Here is a 20,278-nt window from a genome sequence, read left to right on the forward strand (position 1 = left end):
AAAGCAATACACTTACTTAAAGCCATTTAAGCGTAAGAAAACCCTTAAATAAAGCTTACTTTAAAAACACTCAGACAATAAAAAAGGTGAATGATTGCTCATTCACCTTTTCTGATCGATCTAAGTTCTACGTTTACGTTTTTGAAAAATTACGCAGGTTGAACTCGACGAAGCACTGCTTTTAGCGCTTCAAAATCGTTATCAAGATCTTCAGACAACAATTCCATCGCCGCGTGTTTTGCTAGCGGACCAGGCAGTTCGATATCAGAACCTAGGATGTCATCAACCACTTCTTTGAATTTAGCTGGGTGTGCTGTACACAGGAACAAGCCAGTTTCGTTCTCTTGCAGTTGCTCTTCCAGTAGACGGTAAGCAATCGCACCATGTGGTTCACACAGGTAACCTTGCGCTTTTAGGTCGCGAACTGACTCAGCGCTCTGCTCGTCAGATACTTTACCTTTGCCTAGTGTATCTAAGCCCCAGCCTTTCAGTTGGCAAAGCTCTTCGATACGAGGCCAGTTATTTGGTTGGCTTACATCCATCGCGTTCGATGTTGTCGCAACGGTCGGTTTTGGAGCCCACTCGCCTGTTTCTAGGTAACGAGGAACCGTGTCATTTTCGTTGGTTGCTGCGATGAAACGCTTAACAGGTAGACCTAGCGCTTTAGCTAATAGACCAGCCGTTAGGTTACCAAAGTTACCACTTGGTACGGAGATAACAAGGTTTTCACGTTGCTCTTTAGTCAGCTGAGAAGCCGCCTCAAAGTAGTAACAGATCTGAGCCATTAAACGGCTGATGTTGATAGAGTTTGCTGAGTTCAAGCCAATCTCTTTACGCAGTTCGGCGTCATCAAATGAGTCTTTAACTAGAGCTTGACACGCGTCAAAGTCGCCATCAATCGCCACAGTGTGGATGTTCTTACCAAGCGTACAGAACAGCTTCTCTTGCAGTGGGCTGATCTTGCCTTTCGGGTAAAGAATCACAACATTGATGTCTTCCATACCGTAGAAAGCATGTGCAACTGCCGCACCTGTATCACCTGATGTTGCGGTTAAGATAGTGATTTGGCCACCATCAGAAACAGCAGCTAAAGATTGAGCCATAAAGCGGCCACCGAAATCTTTAAATGCCAGTGTTGGACCGTGGAAAAGCTCAAGCGCGTAAACGCCGTCTTTTACTTGGTTGATTGGTGCAGGGAATTGGAACGCTGCATCCACCATTTGGTCGATCTGCTCTTTTGGTAGTTCATCACCAATCAATGCTGACAGAATCTTTGAGCTACGAGGGACAAAGTCCTCTGCTAGCAGCGCATCGATATCATCAAACTTTGGCAGTTCAGATGGGAAAAATAGACCTTGATTACGGCCTAAACCTTGACGAACGGCTTGGCCAAAAGAGACTTGTTCATCATTTTCTTTGATGTTGTACAGTTTCATAACTCACTTCCTGTAACGATCGAACCTTGCTTATCTAGGCGACAAACGTGAACGAATCCTTCTTCATTTTGTACGTAATTTTGTTCTAACCAGCGTGCAACACGCTCGGCGACATCTTGTTCTTTGCAAATGCTAAATAGAGTTGGACCACTACCAGAAATACCAGTAGCCAGTGCCCCAGCCGACAGCGCGTATTTACGAGCATCAGCAAACCCTGGAAGCAGTTTCTCACGATATGGTTCAGCGATCACGTCTTTGATCATCTTCGCAGCCAGTTCAGGTTGACCTGAATGACACGCGTGGATAAAGCCCGCTAAGTGACGACCATGAGCAATGATATCCTGACGACGATATTGAGATGGTAGGATCTCTCTCGCTTCAGCCGTTGAAACCTTAATACCCGGATAAGCCATTACCCAGTACCAGTCGTCAAAACACGGTACTTCTTGGCTGATGATGCCTAGCTCTTCAAGCATGAGCTGCACGCCACCAAGGTAACATGGCGCAACGTTATCGTAGTGGATACCGCCTGAAATCTTGCCTTCCATTTCGCCCATCAGAGCAAGCAGTTCAGTTTCATTCAGTGGCTGACCGTGAAATCGGTTTAACGCATCAAGCGCCGCGACAATTGAACATGCACTAGAGCCCAAACCTGAACCGATAGGCATGTTCTTTTCTAGCGTCATTTCCAAAGGCTTTAGCGTAACGCCTTTTTTATCAAGCTCTCTCGAGAACACCACCCAGCAGTCGTAGACGATGTTTTCTTTTGCTTCAGTTGGCAGCTTAGAAACAAAGCTGCCTGCTGTTTTAAGTGAGAATGGTTCATCACCTGCTTTAACCATAACTCGGTCACCCAGCAGTGTGCCATCCACTGGAGACACAGCGGCCCCCAGCACATCAAACCCTACACTGACATTACCGATTGATGCAGGAGCATAAACGACAACATCCATATCACTTGAACTCATTCCTAAACTCCTAATTTCCAACCAAGAGTACGCATCACATCAGAGAATACGCCAGCTGCTGTTACTTCAGTACCCGCGCCGTAGCCACGCAGTACTAGAGGGATTGGTTGGTAATAACGGCTGTAGAATGCTAATGCGTTCTCGCCATCTTTAATCTTGAACATTGGGTCGTCGCCATCAACAGCTGCGATACGAACCTTACACTTACCTTCAGCGATTTCACCCACATAACGAAGTACTTTGCCTTCTTCTGCTGCGATAGCTGACTGCTCTTTGAAGTAAGCATCCGCTTCTGGCAAGCGAGTCATGAACTCTTCAACCGTACCTGAATCATCAAAACCCGGTGGCAGAGCTTGGTCTACTTCAACATCTTCCAGCTCAAGCGCCATGCCTGCTTCACGAGCAAGAATAAGCAGCTTACGCGCCACATCCATACCAGATAGATCATCACGAGGATCCGGTTCTGTGAAACCGTTATCTTTTGCAATGTTGGTTGCTTGGCTCAGTGTCATACCTTCATCAAGCTTGCCGAAGATGTAAGACAGTGAACCTGAAAGAATACCGTTGAATTTCTCAAGTTCATCACCTGCAGAGATTAGGTTCTGAAGGTTTTCGATGACCGGTAGGCCAGCCCCTACTGTTGTTTCGTACATCAACTTACGACGTGAGTTACGTGCAACTTCACGAAGCTGATGGTAGTAAGCCATGCTTGCTGTGTTTGCTTTCTTGTTTGGTGTTACCACGTGGAAACCAGCCGCTAGGAAATCAGCGTACTGCGCCGCAATACCTTCGCTAGACGTACAGTCAACCAATACTGGGTTGATGATGTGGTTACGTTGAACCAAAGCCGCTAAACGCGCTAGGCTGAACTCTTCAGTCGCACTCGACATACGGTCACGCCACTGCTCTAGCGGTAGACCATCGCTGTCTAGCAACAAGCCTTTACTGTTTGCTAAACCACATACGCGAATCACGATGCCTTTTTCAGCCAGTTTGCCTTGCTGACGCTGGATTTGGTCAACAAGCTCACCACCAACACCGCCAACACCCACAACGAATACGTCAAGGAAGTGCTTAGAGTTAAATAGGTTCTCGTGACACGCTTTGATGGCTTCAGAGATTTTATCTTCAGGGATAACCGCTGAGATAGCGCGCTCTGAAGAACCTTGAGCAATAGCAACAATGTTGACGTTCACTTCAGCTAAAGAAGAGAAGAACTGAGAAGCCACGCCACGTGAAGTGCGCATACCGTCACCCACCAGCGTTACAATCGCAACGTCATCCATGAACTCAACCGGCTCTAACAGGCCATCTTTAAGTTCAAGTTCAAACGCGTCTGACAACACTTGTTTCGCTTTCACCTTATCAGCCGATTCAATACAGAAGCTGATGCTGTACTCAGAAGAAGATTGAGTAATAAGGACAATAGAAACGCCAGCAGAAGACATCGCGCCGAATACACGACTCGCCATGCCTACCATACCCTTCATACCAGGACCTGATACGTTAACCATTGTTAGGTCGCTTAGCGTCGTAATACCTTTGATTGCTAGGTTATCTTCGCCAGTGTCTTGGCCAATCAAAGTACCTGCACCCTGTGGGTTAAAGCTGTTTTTGATCAGACAAGGAATATGGAATTGTGCGATAGGCGCGATAGTTTTCGGGTGTAGAACCGAAGCGCCAAAGTAAGAAAGCTCCATCGCTTCTTGGTAGCTTAATGACTTAAGAAGACGAGCATCATCCACTAAACGCGGGTCACAGTTGTAAACGCCGTCTACATCTGTCCAGATCTCACAGCAATCAGCACGTAGACACGCCGCTAGCACTGCTGCTGAGTAGTCAGATCCGTTACGGCCAAGTGTGACTAGCTCACCTTTATCGTTACCAGCCGTAAAGCCCGGCATGATATTTACGTGACCTTTAGGCAGTGGCGACTGACGGAAGTTCTGAGTTGAAACGTCCACATCGACCATAGCTTCAAGGTGATCACCTTTAGCGTATAGGTATTGAACTGGGTCAATCAGGCTTGCTGGTTGGCCTTTCGCTTCAAGCACCGCTTTCATCAACTGGATTGAGATTCGCTCACCTTTACTGATGATGCGAGCATTAACATGGTTCGGGCACATGCCCAGCAGGTTAATGCCGTTTACGAACTGTTTTAGTTGAGCAAGAGAAGTATCAACCTGCTCTTGGAACGCAGAACCATCAATAGAAGGAACAACGGCTTGAATATCTGCAAACAGTGCAGCGAATGAGGATTCGATCTCTGTAATCTGTGCGTCTGCTTCACCATTTTTAAGTGCAGCTTCAATTACAGCGACCAACTTATTGGTTGTTTTTCCTGGAGCCGATAGTACAACGGCTAGCTCTTCTTGCTGGGCATTATTAGCGATGATATCTGCCGCTCGTAAAAAACGATCTGCATCAGCTAATGATGAACCTCCAAACTTTAAAACGCGCATCCCTTTCTCCATAAGTCATAAAAATGGTACAAAAAAAGGCCTGTATCTTGTTGGATACAGGCCTTTTTTTTAAAATCCGTTACTTAGCAGCCTGCCCCAACAATGTTAATGTCGGTAATAATAATGGTTGTGGTCATTACTAGGTGGCTTACGTGCTGCATATCAAATTCTCTGCTTGTGCTTTACTCTACGTGTATCAATTTTTACCACTGGACGTCAATGAAAAGTTGCGTTTTTTTTACATTCGCACCGTTTTTCAGAGCAAACCGTCATTTAAGGGATAAAACGCCCTGTATAAACCTTCACTTAAGATACTGGATTTACTCATTGAACAGGCAAGAGTAATCAATTGCATATATAGTCATAACAAAATGCTATATCGATTGTGCAGCGAACGTACAAGTTCTGTGCTTTAATTGAACGATAACGTTCGAAGAACAATAATAATGACATCAGGAGTGGGAAATGAAGAGATTACTTATTCTTTTATCTTTTGCTATGCCTGTTGTTTGTTCAGCGAATAGCTTGCCTCTGCTACCCAGCCAGATCGATCGTTCTTCTCATAAATTCTTTATCTCCACACAAAACGCGTCGAGTGAAAGCTTCGATACTTGGAAGATAGACAGTGGCTACTCTTATAGCTTGTTTTCAGATGTGGATCTTTACGTCGGTACACGTATCAATAGTGCGGCACTGAAACAGGAAAGTGGATTCTTAAGCGGTGTCAGTTATCAGTTATCAGAAAGAGTCTCTTTCAACAGTTCTCTGCACACCTATAAAGACGAAACCGAAGACAATGAGAAATCGGTAGCCGCAGAGGTTTCCAGCCGAGTGCAACTGACAGATAACCTAGATTTGCATGCCACCCTTGATTATGAAGAGTGGCAGCAAGGTGTTGAAGTGGGATTAGGGTTTCGCTTTTAGTCTCTTTAGCTTGTTCTTTATTTACTAACTCGGATTGAACTACAAGCATTCAGCACATCACAAACCATTCCCCGCTCTAATCTATTAACGGCATTAAATTTGAGTCAGTTACGATTCAATTAACAACTCAGATGAAATTAACACACCATTCCAATCGGCATAAATATAGTCACCAGGCTGAATCAGTTGATTATGTATAGAGAGCGTCACATTCACTTGGCCGACACCGCGTTTCTCTGTTTTGAATGGCGATGCACCTAACGCCTGAACGCCAAGGTCCATTTGCGACATCATGCCTACATCACGCACCGCACCGTTTACAATCACGCCTTCCCAACCGTTTTCTATCGCGAGAATAGCGAGTTGATCGCCAAGCAGCGCCTTCTGGCATGAGCCATTTCCGTCAACGACAAGCACTTTGCCGCAGCCGTCGGTCTCTAAAACCTCGCGAACCTTGGAATTATCGTGATAACAACGAACTGTTACAATTTTTCCAAAGAACGCACCACGTTGACCGAAGTTCTGCAATGGCATGTTCAGTAGGGTGACTTCGCTTTCAAACTCATCACACAAGTCGGGTGTTATATCGTGCATATATCCTCCGTGAGTAAGGCGTTACCGGTTATGTCAGGCTAGCCTCTATGCTTTTATATGTTATTAAAATTAATCCTTTGTTTTCATTGTTCTATGCTCAATTTATTACTCAATAAAAGTTGATTGAGCATATTTATCTACTAGACTCTTAAGACAGCTTTCAGCTTCCTTGGTTCATAATCTGGTCTTTAGCAGGCAAGATGTGCGAAGCATCTCGAATAATCATTCTTGTTTTGGTGCTAAATAGTCACCATAACATTGGTTAAGTTGTAGCCATACTATTAAAGTTTGTTGCGATACGGCAATTGATGTAAATCAACAAAGTGAATGGAATTAACATTCTCGCGTTGTTAGCATGCTGTTAACATTATAGAATCCACTCCAATCACTAAAAGAATGATTGAAAGGCGTACTGGATCTACGTTATTGGGCAATACTTCAAGGAAGGCAGATAGCTGGAAGTAAGTGTTTTTTTGAAAACTTTAAGTTATCATCAAAAATACATTACCTGTATGTTATGTTTTTGCCTAGAATTTATTCTATTAGCACAGTTTCGTCACAAATTTAGGTACCGCCAAATGCAAACCCCGCAGATTCTTATCGTTGAAGATGAGCAAGTAACTCGTAACACTCTAAAGAGTATTTTTGAAGCAGAGGGATATGCTGTTTTTGAGGCTAGCGACGGTGAAGAGATGCACCAAGTGCTATCTGACAACCAAGTTAACCTTGTAATTATGGACATCAACCTTCCAGGTAAGAATGGCCTACTACTTGCGCGTGAACTACGTGAACAAGCAAACGTAGCGCTTATGTTCTTAACTGGTCGTGATAATGAAGTTGATAAGATCCTTGGCCTAGAGATCGGCGCTGATGACTACATCACTAAGCCTTTCAACCCTCGTGAATTGACTATCCGTGCACGCAACCTTCTGAACCGTTCAATGAGCACAAGCTCTGTTCAAGAAGAGAAGCGTAGCGTTGAGAAGTACGAGTTCAACGGTTGGGTACTAGATATCAACAGTCGTTCTCTGGTTAGCCCAGATGGCGAAGGCTACAAGCTACCTCGTTCAGAGTTCCGTGCTCTACTTCACTTCTGTGAGAACCCAGGTAAGATCCAAACACGTGCTGACCTTCTTAAGAAGATGACTGGCCGTGAGCTTAAGCCACACGATCGTACTGTAGACGTAACAATCCGTCGTATTCGTAAGCACTTTGAATCTGTTTCTGGTACGCCAGAAATCATTGCAACGATTCACGGTGAAGGCTACCGCTTTTGTGGTGACCTAGAAGACTAATTCGATTCGCGCTTCTTACCGTTAAGCACTGCTCACCAGTAAGTGTTATTAACAATAGAAGCGTCATCAATAGTTATTAAAAAGGGAGAATGCCAACGCATTCTCCCTTTTTTATTGTTCTTAATTGGATAAGGTTTTAGTAAACCGTATCTACCTTAACGTCTTTCTCTACTAGCCACTTCACGGTTTCGCCATCTTTAAGTTCCACCGCCACATCAACAGGCTTGTCACTGTCGATCTCTAGCTGCCATACAAACGCGACTTCCCATTGAGTTTCACTGTGTGTTCTTAAATCAAGATCGTCAGCCGTTACCAACAAGGTGTCTGCACCCTGTTTAACCGTAACACTCTCAACCGCAAGCGTTGCTGGCAGTTGTGAGTCTGACTCTAGGTAGATAGCACCATGTAGGGTCTTATCTTGAGTCTCGCCAATCGTTGGCATCTTGTTGTGCCAAAGGTTGCTTTTCATGGTAACTGTTGCTGCAGATACTTCGACTTGATTATCTTGTTGCCATTCTACTTGTGGCGCAGAACAACCCGCTAATGCCACTACACATGCGGCGAATGCTAATTTTTTCATTATTCTTCTACCTTTGATTTAACCAACTCTTTAAGACTTCAATGTCATTCTGGTATTCGTTATTTATCTCATCAACCCAATCTGAAATGTTCTCCCACCACGCAGGCAAATCTGGAGATTGGGCTTTCTGAGCAACTTGTTGGATGCGTTTCAGGCCAATAGAACCTGCAGCACCTTTAATCTTATGTGCTTCAGAAACGATACTGGCTTTATCTTTCGCGACCATGTTGGAGTTCAATATTTCCATATACTCCGGCATCATATCTTCGAACATCGCGATGCTATCCAAAACCGGTTTCGATCCAACAATATCAACATAAGACTCTAGCATATCAATATCAAGCAAAGTGGTATCAATTGCTGAAAGAACAGGCTTACTCGCGTCGACTTTATCAATGCTCTCAATCTTATCCGTGCCCGCTACCTTCTCAATTACCTCTGGTGCATCTTCGATAAGTTCACTGATGACATCTTGGATAGCTCGAACCGACAAAGGTTTACTGATCGCTTCGTCCATGCCTTTCTGGAAGTACTCTTGCTTGTTGTTTAGCACGTTCGCAGTTAATGCCACCAAAGGCGGTAGCTGGCTGTATTTCTCGCGGTAGTATTGCGCAATATCGAAACCCGTCATGTCTGGCAGTTGGATATCCAATAACACCAAATCATAGTCTTCAGGGTTGAAAGCAATTTGCGCCTCTTTACCCGTCATCACGACTGTCACTTCATGGCCAAGGCTTTCAAGTAGAGAGCGAGCCACTGTGATATTGAGTTCAATATCTTCGACCATAAAGATCTTAAGATTCGACTGCTTTCTTGGTGTTTTGATTAGTGCCTGAGTATCGTGATTCACTGGAACTCGAATCGAAACTGTAAAGGTACTACCAAAACCCTCTTCACTGGTGACTTCAATGTGGCCATCCATCATATTGATCAGCTGTTGAGAGACCGCAAGACCAATACCTGTGCCGACAGCGTGCAAGTTGTCCGTGCCCGATTTCACCTGATAGTACATCGCGAAGATCTTCTCGATTTCACTTTCAGGGATACCAATGCCAGTATCTTCCACTTCCATCGTAATGTTGGCAAAATCACCATCAATGTCGGCGCTGACAGTCATCACCACACCACCATCTTTGGTGAACTTCATCGCGTTACTAACAAGGTTCCACAGTACCTGTCTAAGACGAGTACCATCCACCTCAACAGCAGCAGGAAGATCAGACAACCTTTCTAGATCGAATCTCAATCCTTTCTGCTCGGCCATCAATGCCGAGATACTTTCGATCTCGACAACGAAATCTTCAAAGTTGATAGGCGTTGGGAAGAGCTCAAGCTTACGGCGGTCGAACTTATCCATGTCGATAATATCGTTAAAGATATTACCCAGTGTCACCGCGCTCACCTTGATGGTTTGCATCTGCTTGCGCTGTTCGGTGGTCAGTTGGCTATCGAGCAACATGCGACTCAAACCAATGATGCCGTTGAGCGGCGTTCTTAACTCGTGGCTAATGGTAGAGATAAAGGTGGTCTTATCACGGCTGGCTTTTTCTAGTGACTCTTGATGCTCTTTGCGCTCAGTGATATCGCGGCCAAAACCAACCAAGCCCAAGTGACGGCCATCTTTGCTGTAGAAAGGGACTTTACGCAGTTCGAAGTAACTCTTACGTCCGTCAGGGTATTCAAGCCATTGGTCATAAGTCAGTGCTTGGTTGTCAGCAAATACTTTCTTATCGGTTTCAACAACTTGCTGAGCGACCTCTTTACTGTAAACATCCCAAGGCGTTAAACCAACTAGCTCTTTTTCTGTTTTACCAGTGAGCTCTTCAACCGCACGGTTACAACCAGAGAACACACCATCTTCATTACGGTAGTAAATAAGGTCAGGCGAGGCATCGATAAACGAGCGTAACAGTGCAGTTCGTTCTGCGAGTTCAAGCTGAGTACGCTCGCGCTGGAACACCTCGTTTTCGAGATCTTGCATTGCTTCTGCGCGCGCTTCTTCCGCTTTTTCACGCTCTTCAATTTCTTGATTAAGCTTCTCGATATTGAGCTGCATTTTATTGTTGAGTTCTTGGTCTCGCTCACGCATGTCGCCAAGCTTAGAGACCAATTTCGCTAACCTTTGACGTGATTCTTCCAACTGGTCCACGACCACTGACAGAAAATAAACCGCCCAAGGCGTGATCACTAAACCGAAGAAAACTGAACGGACAATGTCGATGTCATCAACATTGCCTTTGAGTGCGAGGGTGATACCGACTTGCACAACAACAGCGAGGGCAACAAGCGCTAGGGCGAGTAAGATAGAAAAGCGGACAATCCCCAGTTTTACGAGTAGATCCACGTAATACTGGGCAAGATTTTTCATGGGTTTCATTTAGCGCTCCATGCGATAAGACTAGCAACATTCTACCCTGTTTGAAGATAGGAGGTAAGCTAGCTACATCACACACAGCAAGTGTTCAGCGGTAATTTCGAAGGTTAATTAACCAATACAAATACTAACTAAGCAAAAATAGCCGGGGATAATCAAATTGCCAATTTTATAGAGTTAGCGAATTGAGTATGGATGCACCATTGAACGGTTGCGACCGTCTGATTTCGCTTGATACAGCGCACTATCAGCCAAGGCAACAGCCGATTCCATTTCATCATCAGGTGTAGGAATGTAAGAGATAATACCAATACTCACCGTGATGAATTCAGAGACTGTCGACTTCTCATGCGCAAGTTCCAATTTTAGGACTTCGTCATGAATACGCTGCGCCACCAGCTGAGCACCTTCGGTTGTCGTGTTTGGCAGAATAAAGCCGAACTCTTCACCACCATAACGAGCCACACAATCAGATGAACGATTCAACACCAGCTTAAATGCTTGAGAAACCTGAATCAAAGCATCATCGCCTTGTTGGTGTCCGTAAAAATCGTTGTAGCCTTTAAAGAAGTCGATATCACACAACATGATCGTCAGTGGCAACTTCTCACGCACATGATAATGCCACAGTGTCGAGAGCTGTTCGTCGAAACGACGTCGGTTAGAAACCTGGGTCAGGCTGTCCATAAAGCTGAGACGTTCAAGCTCAAGGTTGGCTTCTTCAAGCTTCTGCTCTGCAAGGTAACGCTCGGTGATATCACGCGCCATGATCAACACACCATTAGTACTGGATGCTGGATCTCTAAACGGTGATTTCACGACATCGTACCAAGTGTATTCGCCATCACTGGAAACGACCTTATCGATATAGCGTAACGATTTACCATGATGAAGCACTTGATGATCAGTGTCTGAGATACGCATATACATACTATTAGGCACGACATCTTGCAGGCGCTTACCTACTAGGTCACTGACCTCAGAGATACCAAGCGCTGCTACAAATGGCTTATTACACGCTTGATAAACCATGTTTTCGTTGAAGATACCAATCGAGTCTGGGCTCGCTTCCAAGATGTTTTGCAAGATGGTGTCACGCTGCGCAAGTGCCACTTCGGTATCTTTACGCTTCTCCATTTCGCCACGCAGTTTCTGCTGCATGTCATGCCAATCAGTCACATCATGACTAATAGAGAGCGTGCCGATGGTTTCTCCATCTTGCGAGAGTAATACACTTTGATAGGTTTCGAGCAAACACCCTTTGCCGTCCTGATCGGTTGTCCACGAACGCTCACTAACACGGCCTTTCAATGCGCCACCAGAAACACTCAAGGTGCCCTCTTCCGGGCGACCGTGCCAAAATTTTTTAAACGAGCGATTACTCGCGACCAACTCACCCTTTTGATCTTTCACGTAGATCAGCTCAGACAAAGAATCCAACGCGGTACGAGCAACATTCAGTTCTCGAACTTCTTGGGACAGTTCTTCGTTAGTGTTTTTATAAGGTGAAGCGTGAATCATCCAAGCCTGCTTATTTCTAAAATGGGTCTTACGACCGACCAAGTTGATCTTGAACGACTCAAATTCAGAAAGCGCCCACAGGGAGACCTGCTCGAAGGCTCGAGAGTTAATGTGATTGGTTAAGTAGTGACGAAAGCTGTTCTCACTTTCCACAGTAGGAAAGCGAAAATTAACACCGATTTGGCGGATACCAAGCAACTGCATGGCTTGGCGATTGGCATAGAGTATTTCGCCACTTCGAACATCAACAAAGTAGAGTGGCGACGGGGTAGCAAGTAGAAGCGTTTCGATATGCGACTGATAACGAGAATAGAGATGCCAGCAGATGAGAGCAATCAGCAATACAACAACGATATAAATACCGTAGCCATACGCCCTGTCCCACAACCAAGTCATTACCAGTTCCATTTACTCTCAATCTATACCATAAAATCTGTGAGGGAAATGTTACCACTATTTATTGGTTTTATCTGCTGTTACCTACAGTCACCCATTTCTATTAATTGGCTGCGTTTAAAACAGGCAATGTGTACTCGAATGCAGAGCCCGTTTTGATGCCTTGAGCACCGGTTTTATCGAGCGAACGGCCTATTTCAGTCATCGCTAACCAGCGGTTCTCACACCATAAAGGAGAGAGTAACGTTGGGCGTCTCGCCGCTGAAGAAACACGGTGATAAACCACGTCCGCAGGCGTGCGTTGAATGATCTCACTCGCGATATCAATGTACTCTTCAAGGCTTGGTGCTTCTAGCTTTCCTGCCTTCCACGCCTTAGCCATGGTACTGCCCTCTACTATATGAAGGCCGTGCAGCTTAATACCATCGGTGCCAACGGCTAATACCTTGTCTAAGGTTTCAAGGGTATCCGCTTTAGTTTCTTTTGGTAGGCCAACAATCAGGTGAGTACACACCTTGATACCTAAAGCGCGTGCGCGTTGGGTGATCGTTTCATACACTGCAAAATCGTGGCCGCGGTTAATTCGCTTGAGGGTTTTATCATTGGCGGTTTGCAGGCCGAGCTCGAGCCAAATCTCATAGCCTTGTTTAACGTAGCCCGCTAACAGATCCAACACCGCTTCAGGCACGCAGTCTGGTCGCGTACCAACACAAAGACCAACGATCTCTGCACCGGGTGCTTTTAGCGCCTCTTCATACATATTCTTGAGCACTTGCACCTCAGCATAAGTGCTGGTGTACGCCTGAAAGTAAGCCAGATACTTCTTGGCACGAGCAATCTCACCCGCACGATCTTTTAGCTGGTCAGCAATACTTTGAATTTGAGTTTGTTCATCGGCAAAGGAAGCCACGTTACAAAACGTGCAACCTCCACGGCCAATTGTCCCGTCTCGGTTTGGGCAGCTGAAACCACCATGAAGCGTCAGCTTGTGAACCTTCTCGCCATAACGGCGTTGAAGGTCTTGGCCGATAGTATTGACCAACTCGTGTAATTGCATATTTTCAAAGCACTCAAGTAAATAAGAATGAATATCAGTCTTTTTTTGAAAAAAAATTACATCCCTGCAAAATTCGACCAATTAGTTTACTCAAGGCTTTTTGCGATCAACCTAACAAATATCAATAAACATGCAAAAAATCGGCTCTATTTGCCTAATGTTGCACATTTGTTAGGCATTAAATTCAAAATAAAACGAAAAAAATGGTCTACATGGGTCAACTTTCATTGCAATTCGCCTAGACAAAATTGTAGGATACTTACACATATTGGCTATTTTTGAGTATTTACTTACAACGAAAACTTGCTAATAAGTCGGTGATATCTAACTCCCACCTATATAAACCACTAGTTTGTGGTTAAAAATAAACAGGTATCACTAAGGATTGTTTTTCTCGCAATACTTTTCCTGCGAGATACGGAAAGGATTCAAACCGCCAGCATAGGCAGGTTTAGACCCATAAATATAAAAGGACAAGGCTGACTTTATACAAATAAGTTGCGCCTAGATTTAACTGGAAGGATGTATCTATGGTAGATCAAGAGCAGAACTCACAGGGTCTGTATACTCCTGAATTGGAGCATGACGCTTGTGGTATCGGTTTTGTTGCGCATCTAAAGAATCGCAAATCTCATGATGTAGTAACTCAAGCACTCGATATGCTTGCACGTATGGAACACCGTGGCGGCCAAGGCTGCGATCCGTGTTCTGGTGATGGTGCAGGTATCCTGCTACAGAAGCCGCACGAATTCTTATTAGAAGAAGCCGTAAAGCTTGGAATTAAGCTGCCATCTTTTGAAAAATATGGTGTTGGTGTTGTACTTTTCCCTAAAGATGAACACAAACGTGCACAGTGTCGCGACATTCTAGAACGCAATGCACAACGCCTTGAGTTAGAAGTTATCGGTTACCGTGAACTTCCAACTGACAATTCAATGATTGGTGCTGACCCACTAAGCACTGAACCTCAATTTGAACACGTATTTATTTCTGGCGGCCCTGGTATCACACCAGAAGAGCTTGAGCGTAAACTGTATGTTCTTCGTAACTACACGGTTCGTGTATGCCTAGAAAGCGTTTCAAATATCGGTGATGACTTCTACATCAACTCTATGTCTTACAAGACATTGGTGTACAAAGGTCAGCTAACAACTGAACAAGTTCCTCAGTACTTCCTAGACCTACAAAACCCAACCATGGTGACAGCTCTAGCACTGGTACACTCTCGCTTCTCTACCAATACATTCCCACGTTGGCGTCTAGCTCAGCCTTTCCGTTACATCGCGCATAATGGCGAAATCAATACGGTTCGCGGCAACCTGAACTGGATGAAAGCACGTGAAGCAATCCTAGAATCGGATCTGTTTACACAAGCTGAAATCGACATGCTACTGCCTATCTGTCAGGAAGGTAGTTCGGATTCATCAAACTTCGATATGGCACTTGAGCTACTTGTTCTTTCAGGTCGTACTCTGCCACACGCGTTGATGATGATGATCCCAGAAGCATGGCAAGAAAACAAAAACATGGATCCAACTCGTCGTGCGTTCTACCAGTACCACGCGAACGTAATGGAACCATGGGATGGTCCAGCATCAGTATGTTTCACCGATGGTGTTCAAGTAGGTGCAACACTTGACCGTAACGGTCTGCGTCCTTCTCGCTACACAGTAACTAAAGACGACTTCCTAGTAATGGCGTCTGAATCTGGTGTGGTTGAGATTGCACCTGAAAACGTTGAGTACCGTGGTCGTCTACAACCAGGTCGTATCTTTGTTGCTGACCTTGAGCAAGGCCGCATCATTTCTGATGAAGAAGTGAAAGACAGCATTGCTAAAGCACAACCTTACGAAAAGTGGGTTGAAGAGAACCTTCTGAGCTTGAAAAAGCTACCAGATGCGAGCAACGAATTTAGCCAACCTTCTCCAGAGAAACTACTACACAAACAACAATCGTTTGGCGTGAGCTCTGAAGAAGTAAACGAAATCATTCTACCTCTTGCGAAAACAGGCTACGAGCCACTTTCTGCAATGGGTGCTGACTGGCCGCTAGCGATTCTTTCTCACCAATCGCAGCACCTTTCAAACTACTTCAAACAGTTGTTTGCACAAGTAACCAACCCGCCGATCGACCCAATTCGTGAGCGTATGGTTATGTCTCTGAACACTTATCTAGGTAAAGATCAGAACCTACTTGCTGAAACACCTGAGCACTGTCAAAAAGTAGAACTTGAGTCACCAGTACTGTCTAACTCAGAGTTAGAAAAACTGCGTGCAATCGATAACGAGCACCTTCAAGCGAAGACGCTGGATATCGTATTCCAAGCAAATGGCGACCAAGGTAAGTTAGAGCGCGCACTTAAGCGTATCTGCCAATACGCAGAAGACGCAGTGATTGATGGCTACTCTATCATCCTACTGACAGACCGTGCGGTTAACTCTAACCATGCTGCTATTCCAGCAATGCTGGCGGTTGGCGCGGTTCACCACCACCTAATCCGTAAAGGTCTACGTGCTAAGTGTGACATCGTGGTTGAAACGGGCGACGCTCGTGAGACACACCACTTTGCAACGCTTATCGGTTACGGTGCGAACGCAGTTAACCCATACCTAGTTATTGAAACGATTGTTGAACTGCAACGTACGAAGAAGCTAGATTCAAACGTACACCCACGTGAGTTATTCGATAACTACCGTAAAGGTGTTAACGGCGGTCTACTTAAGATCTTCTCTAAGATGGGTATCTCTACGCTGCAGTCTTACCACGGTGCACAAATCTTTGAAGCACTTGGTGTTAGCAAATCAGTGGTTGAAAAATACTTCACAGGTACTGTTTCTCGTATTCAAGGTCTAACGATCGACGATATCGCGCGAGAAGTACTGGTTCGTCACCGTGTTGGCTACCCAGCTCGTGAAATCCCAGCTCAGATCCTTGATGTTGGTGGTGTTTACCAGTGGAAACAACGTGGCGAGAAGCACCTATTCAACCCTGAAACGATTTCTCTACTTCAAGAATCGACGCGTAACAAAGATTACGGTCAGTTCAAGAAGTACGCAAAAGCAGTTGATGACCAAGGCGACAACGCAGCAACGCTACGTAGCCAACTGGACTTAATCAAGAACCCTGCAGGCTCTATTCCTCTAGCAGAAGTAGAACCAATCGAGAACATCCTTAAGCGTTTCGCAACCGGCGCAATGAGCTTTGGTTCAATCTCGCATGAGGCTCACTCAACACTGGCTGTTGCGATGAACCGCATTGGCGCGAAATCAAACTCAGGTGAAGGTGGTGAAGATCCAGCACGTTTCGAACGTAAAGAAAACGGCGACTGGGAACGTTCAGCAATCAAACAGGTGGCTTCTGGTCGCTTTGGTGTAACGTCTTACTACCTATCTAACGCTGATGAGCTACAAATCAAGATGGCTCAAGGTGCGAAACCGGGCGAAGGTGGTCAACTACCTGGTGATAAGGTTGATGATTGGATCGGCGCAACGCGTCACTCGACTCCGGGCGTAGGTCTTATCTCTCCACCGCCACACCACGATATCTACTCAATCGAAGATTTGGCTCAGCTAATCTACGATCTGAAAAACGCGAACCGTAACGGCCGTGTCAACGTGAAGCTAGTATCAGAAGCTGGCGTAGGTACGATTGCATCGGGTGTAGCGAAAGCAAAAGCTGACGTAGTACTTATCGCAGGTTTTGATGGTGGTACGGGTGCATCTCCGATGTCTTCTATCCGTCACACAGGTCTGCCTTGGGAGCTGGGTCTAGCGGAAACGCACCAGACACTGCTGAAAAACGGCCTACGTAACCGTATCGTTGTTCAGTCTGATGGTCAGATGAAAACACCACGTGACCTTGCAGTCGCAACGTTACTTGGTGCTGAAGAATGGGGCGTAGCAACAGCAGCTCTAGTGGTTGAAGGCTGTATCATGATGCGTAAGTGTCACAAGAATACATGTCCTGTTGGTATCGCAACACAGAACAAGACTCTGCGTGAGCGTTTCGACGGCCGCGTAGAAGACGTAGTCACTTTCTTCCAATACATGGCTGAAGGTCTGCGTGAAGTAATGGCTGAACTTGGCTTCCGCTCTATCGATGAGATGGTGGGTCAATCGCACAAACTTAAAGTTCGTGATGACATCGGTCACTGGAAGTACAAGAACCTAGATCTAACACCTGTACTGCACATCGAGCAGGCGCGTGAAGAAGATGGTATCTACAACCAGACACAACAAAACCACAATCTAGAAGACGTTCTAGACCGCAAGTTGATTCAAGCTGCGATTCCAGCGCTTGAGAAAGGCGAAGCCGTGAATGCGAGCTTCCCTATCATCAACACGGACCGCTCTGCTGGTACCATGCTGTCGAACGAAATCTCGAAGGTTTACAAAGACCAAGGTTTACCACAACCAATGAACGTTAAGTTCCACGGTAGTGCTGGCCAATCTTTCGGTGCGTTCCTAGCGAAAGGCGTTAAGTTCGAAGTAGAAGGCGACGCGAACGATTACTGGGGTAAAGGTCTGTCTGGCGGTACTTTGGTACTGTACCCAGATGCGAAATCGACTATCGTTGCTGAAGACAACATCGTGGTAGGTAACGTATGTTTCTACGGCGCGACTTCAGGTGAATCTTTCATTCGCGGTATGGCTGGCGAACGTTTCTGTGTTCGTAACTCTGGTGCGAAGGTTGTTGTTGAAGGCGTTGGCGACCACGGTTGTGAATACATGACTGGCGGTGTCGCAATTATCCTTGGCTCAACAGGTCGTAACTTTGCTGCTGGTATGAGTGGCGGTGTGGCTTATGTTTGGGATAAAGCGGGTGATTTCGAAACCAGACTTAACTCTGAACTTGTAGACCTAGATCCAATTGAACAAGAAGATAAAGATCTTCTACTAGATATGCTAACGAAGCATGTTGAATTCACAGGAAGTGAAGTTGCTCAGTCTTTCCTAGACAACTTTGAAGCAAGTGTTGCATCGCTAGTTAAAGTAATGCCACGCGACTACAAAGCAGTTCTTGAAAAGCGTAAAGCTGAAGCACAACAGGCACAAACGGAAGAAGTGGAGGCAGTATAATGGGTAAGCCTACTGGATTTTTAGAACACGGTCGTGAGCTTCCAAAGAAGCTCGACCCGTCAGTTCGAATTGAAGACAACAAAGAGTTCGTACTTAACGAAGAGTTTGGTAAAAAGATCAATACTCAAGCCTCTCGTTGTATGGACTGTGGCGTACCTTTCTGTCACAACGGCTGTCCGATTGGTAACATCATCCCAGAATTCAATGATGCGGTTTACCGCGACAGCTGGGAAGAGGCTTGGAACATTCTTAGCTCTACCAATAACTTTCCTGAGTTTACAGGTCGTGTTTGTCCTGCTCCTTGTGAAAGTGCCTGTGTTCTTGGTATCAACCAAGACCCAATCACTATCTGTAATATCGAGAAAACGATTGTAGAAACTGCGTACCGTGAAGGGTACGCAAAGCCTAAAACACCACGCTCTCGCACAGGTAAAACTGTCGCAGTTATCGGTTCAGGCCCTGCTGGCCTAGCCGCAGCTGAGCAGCTAAACAGCGCTGGTCACTCGGTAACGGTATTTGAACGTGACGAGAAAGTCGGTGGTCTACTTCGCTTCGGTATCCCAGATTTCAAACTGGGTATGGACGTGATTGATCGTAAGATCAACCTAATGGCTGAAGCTGGCGTTGAGTTTAAAGTTAACCAGCACATCGGTGTTGATGTTAATGCTCAACAGCTACGCCAAGAGTTTGATGTAGTATTGCTAACGGGTGGTTCTACGGTTCCACGTGATTTACCAATCCCAGGTCGTGAGCTGGAAGGCGTTCACTTTGCCATGGAATTCCTAGGTCAAAACAACCGCCGTGCTAACGACTTAGACCTTAAGACAGAAGAGATTCACGCTAAAGATAAGCACATTGTGGTTATCGGTGGTGGTGATACTGGTTCTGACTGTGTGGGCACATCAAACCGTCATAAAGCAGCGAGCATTACTCAGGTTGAGATCATGCCAATCCCACCAGAGAAGCGCCCTGCAAATATGCCTTGGCCTCAATACCCAATGATCATGAAAACCACCACTTCTCACGAAGAAGGTTGTGAACGTCACTGGAACATCTTAACCAAAGAGTTCATCGGCAACGAGCAAGGTCAAGTGACGGGTCTACGTATTGCTGACATCGTTTGGCAAGATGCGAAACCAGGTGAGCGTCCAGGTTTTGATGAAGTCGCGAACTCTGAACGTGTTATTCCTTGTGACATGGCATTCCTAGCAATGGGCTTCTTACACCCAGAGCCAACCGGTGTGCTTGCTCAACTAGACATTAAACTGGACGAGCGCGGTAATGTTGCTTCTGAAGGTTTTGCAACGAACCAGAAAGGTGTTTTCGCTGCTGGCGATATGCGTACTGGTCAATCTCTAGTTGTACGTTGTATTAATGAAGGTCGTGAATGTGCAATTGCCATTGATGACTTCTTAATGGGTAACTCAAACTTAGAAGCGAAAGCTGATTCACTCATGCTTTCCGCATAATATTTCTCAGGCTAGCGTCGATGACGTTAGCCTAGAGGAAAAGCAACACCCTTCCTAACTTTTATATTTGGCTAGCACTCGATGCTAGCCTTTTTTCTATCTGGCATTTGTCGTTTTCAAAATC

At 45.5% G+C, this 20,278-nt stretch carries 12 protein-coding genes, 1 pseudogene and 1 other annotated feature; of the genes and pseudogenes, 5 read left to right on the plus strand and 8 right to left on the minus strand.

Translation table 11 applies throughout. The annotated features are described in order from the left end of the window. Nucleotides 1-149 precede the first annotated feature (149 nt). Genes thrC through thrA form a run of 3 tightly spaced genes read right to left on the minus strand, consistent with a single transcriptional unit; the run spans nt 150 to nt 4,866 of the window. Entirely contained in the window at nt 150-1,436 is a 1,287-nt protein-coding gene (gene thrC, locus AB4484_RS00500; RefSeq protein ID WP_372075942.1) for a threonine synthase, read from the minus strand. Next, the gene (gene thrB, locus AB4484_RS00505) at nt 1,433-2,389 is read right to left on the minus strand and encodes a homoserine kinase (RefSeq protein ID WP_032545653.1); all 957 of its coding nucleotides are present in this window, start codon (nt 2,387-2,389) and stop codon (nt 1,433-1,435) included. Before thrB ends, thrC begins: the two co-directional genes overlap by 4 nt. 17 nt (nt 2,390-2,406) lie before the next feature. After that, nucleotides 2,407-4,866: a bifunctional aspartate kinase/homoserine dehydrogenase I gene (gene thrA / locus AB4484_RS00510; RefSeq protein WP_372075943.1), complete on the minus strand. Its 2,460-nt coding sequence runs from the start codon at nt 4,864-4,866 to the stop codon at nt 2,407-2,409. Between the two features lie 29 nt (nt 4,867-4,895). Further along, nucleotides 4,896-5,014: a sequence feature (Thr leader region), on the minus strand. A 317-nt stretch (nt 5,015-5,331) separates the two neighbouring features. On the opposite strand from thrA, the gene AB4484_RS00515 reads away from it, so the two are divergent. Continuing rightward, nucleotides 5,332-5,790, plus strand: coding sequence for a ribonuclease regulator (locus AB4484_RS00515; RefSeq protein WP_372075945.1), 459 nt, complete (start codon nt 5,332-5,334; stop codon nt 5,788-5,790). Nucleotides 5,791-5,898: 108 nt separating this feature from the next. On the opposite strand, the gene AB4484_RS00520 is transcribed toward AB4484_RS00515, so the two are convergent. Then, a complete protein-coding gene (locus AB4484_RS00520) occupies nt 5,899-6,384 on the minus strand; it encodes a putative 4-hydroxy-4-methyl-2-oxoglutarate aldolase (protein WP_017059310.1) in 486 nt (161 codons plus the stop codon). A gap of 47 nt (nt 6,385-6,431) precedes the next feature. On the opposite strand from AB4484_RS00520, the pseudogene AB4484_RS00525 reads away from it, so the two are divergent. Together AB4484_RS00525 and arcA are read left to right on the plus strand one after the other, a co-directional pair. After that, a pseudogene (locus AB4484_RS00525) lies at nt 6,432-6,533 on the plus strand (ribonuclease activity regulator protein RraA); the annotation flags it as partial. A 429-nt stretch (nt 6,534-6,962) separates the two neighbouring features. Continuing rightward, complete coding sequence (gene arcA / locus AB4484_RS00530; protein WP_004741534.1) at nt 6,963-7,679, plus strand: two-component system response regulator ArcA; 717 nt, start codon at nt 6,963-6,965, stop codon at nt 7,677-7,679. Nucleotides 7,680-7,815: 136 nt separating this feature from the next. Here arcA and AB4484_RS00535 read toward each other — a convergent pair whose 3' ends face one another. The 4 genes from AB4484_RS00535 to AB4484_RS00550 form a co-directional block, all read right to left on the minus strand. Then, complete coding sequence (locus tag AB4484_RS00535) at nt 7,816-8,259, minus strand: hypothetical protein (RefSeq protein WP_017062884.1); 444 nt, start codon at nt 8,257-8,259, stop codon at nt 7,816-7,818. A gap of 7 nt (nt 8,260-8,266) precedes the next feature. Then, entirely contained in the window at nt 8,267-10,636 is a 2,370-nt protein-coding gene (arcB, locus tag AB4484_RS00540; protein WP_050654356.1) for an aerobic respiration two-component sensor histidine kinase ArcB, read from the minus strand. A gap of 174 nt (nt 10,637-10,810) precedes the next feature. Further along, the gene (locus tag AB4484_RS00545) at nt 10,811-12,562 is read right to left on the minus strand and encodes a diguanylate cyclase domain-containing protein (RefSeq protein WP_372075947.1); all 1,752 of its coding nucleotides are present in this window, start codon (nt 12,560-12,562) and stop codon (nt 10,811-10,813) included. Nucleotides 12,563-12,653: 91 nt separating this feature from the next. Continuing rightward, complete coding sequence (locus AB4484_RS00550; protein ID WP_372075949.1) at nt 12,654-13,607, minus strand: TIGR01212 family radical SAM protein; 954 nt, start codon at nt 13,605-13,607, stop codon at nt 12,654-12,656. A 530-nt stretch (nt 13,608-14,137) separates the two neighbouring features. Between AB4484_RS00550 and gltB the strand changes: the two genes are divergently transcribed. Then, on the plus strand, nt 14,138-18,685 hold the full coding sequence (gene gltB / locus AB4484_RS00555) for a glutamate synthase large subunit (protein WP_372075951.1): 4,548 nt from the start codon (nt 14,138-14,140) through the stop codon (nt 18,683-18,685). Continuing rightward, entirely contained in the window at nt 18,685-20,154 is a 1,470-nt protein-coding gene (locus tag AB4484_RS00560) for a glutamate synthase subunit beta (protein WP_048618248.1), read from the plus strand. Before gltB ends, AB4484_RS00560 begins: the two co-directional genes overlap by 1 nt. The last annotated feature ends 124 nt before the right edge of the window (nt 20,155-20,278 follow it).

Origin of the sequence: Vibrio sp. 10N.261.46.A3, assembly GCF_041472995.1 — a bacterium.
GTDB classification, from domain to species: domain Bacteria; phylum Pseudomonadota; class Gammaproteobacteria; order Enterobacterales; family Vibrionaceae; genus Vibrio; species Vibrio coralliirubri.

Bases quoted from the DNA above. Each gene is read 5' to 3' on its own strand.
- thrC (WP_372075942.1), bottom strand. From the start codon at position 1,436: ATGAAACTGTACAACATCAAAGAAAATGATGAACAAGTCTCTTTTGGC.
- thrB (WP_032545653.1), bottom strand. From the start codon at position 2,389: ATGGATGTTGTCGTTTATGCTCCTGCATCAATCGGTAATGTCAGTGTA.
- thrA (WP_372075943.1), bottom strand. From the start codon at position 4,866: ATGCGCGTTTTAAAGTTTGGAGGTTCATCATTAGCTGATGCAGATCGT.
- AB4484_RS00515 (WP_372075945.1), top strand. From the start codon at position 5,332: ATGAAGAGATTACTTATTCTTTTATCTTTTGCTATGCCTGTTGTTTGT.
- AB4484_RS00520 (WP_017059310.1), bottom strand. From the start codon at position 6,384: ATGCACGATATAACACCCGACTTGTGTGATGAGTTTGAAAGCGAAGTC.
- arcA (WP_004741534.1), top strand. From the start codon at position 6,963: ATGCAAACCCCGCAGATTCTTATCGTTGAAGATGAGCAAGTAACTCGT.
- AB4484_RS00535 (WP_017062884.1), bottom strand. From the start codon at position 8,259: ATGAAAAAATTAGCATTCGCCGCATGTGTAGTGGCATTAGCGGGTTGT.
- arcB (WP_050654356.1), bottom strand. From the start codon at position 10,636: ATGAAACCCATGAAAAATCTTGCCCAGTATTACGTGGATCTACTCGTA.
- AB4484_RS00545 (WP_372075947.1), bottom strand. From the start codon at position 12,562: ATGGAACTGGTAATGACTTGGTTGTGGGACAGGGCGTATGGCTACGGT.
- AB4484_RS00550 (WP_372075949.1), bottom strand. From the start codon at position 13,607: ATGCAATTACACGAGTTGGTCAATACTATCGGCCAAGACCTTCAACGC.
- gltB (WP_372075951.1), top strand. From the start codon at position 14,138: ATGGTAGATCAAGAGCAGAACTCACAGGGTCTGTATACTCCTGAATTG.
- AB4484_RS00560 (WP_048618248.1), top strand. From the start codon at position 18,685: ATGGGTAAGCCTACTGGATTTTTAGAACACGGTCGTGAGCTTCCAAAG.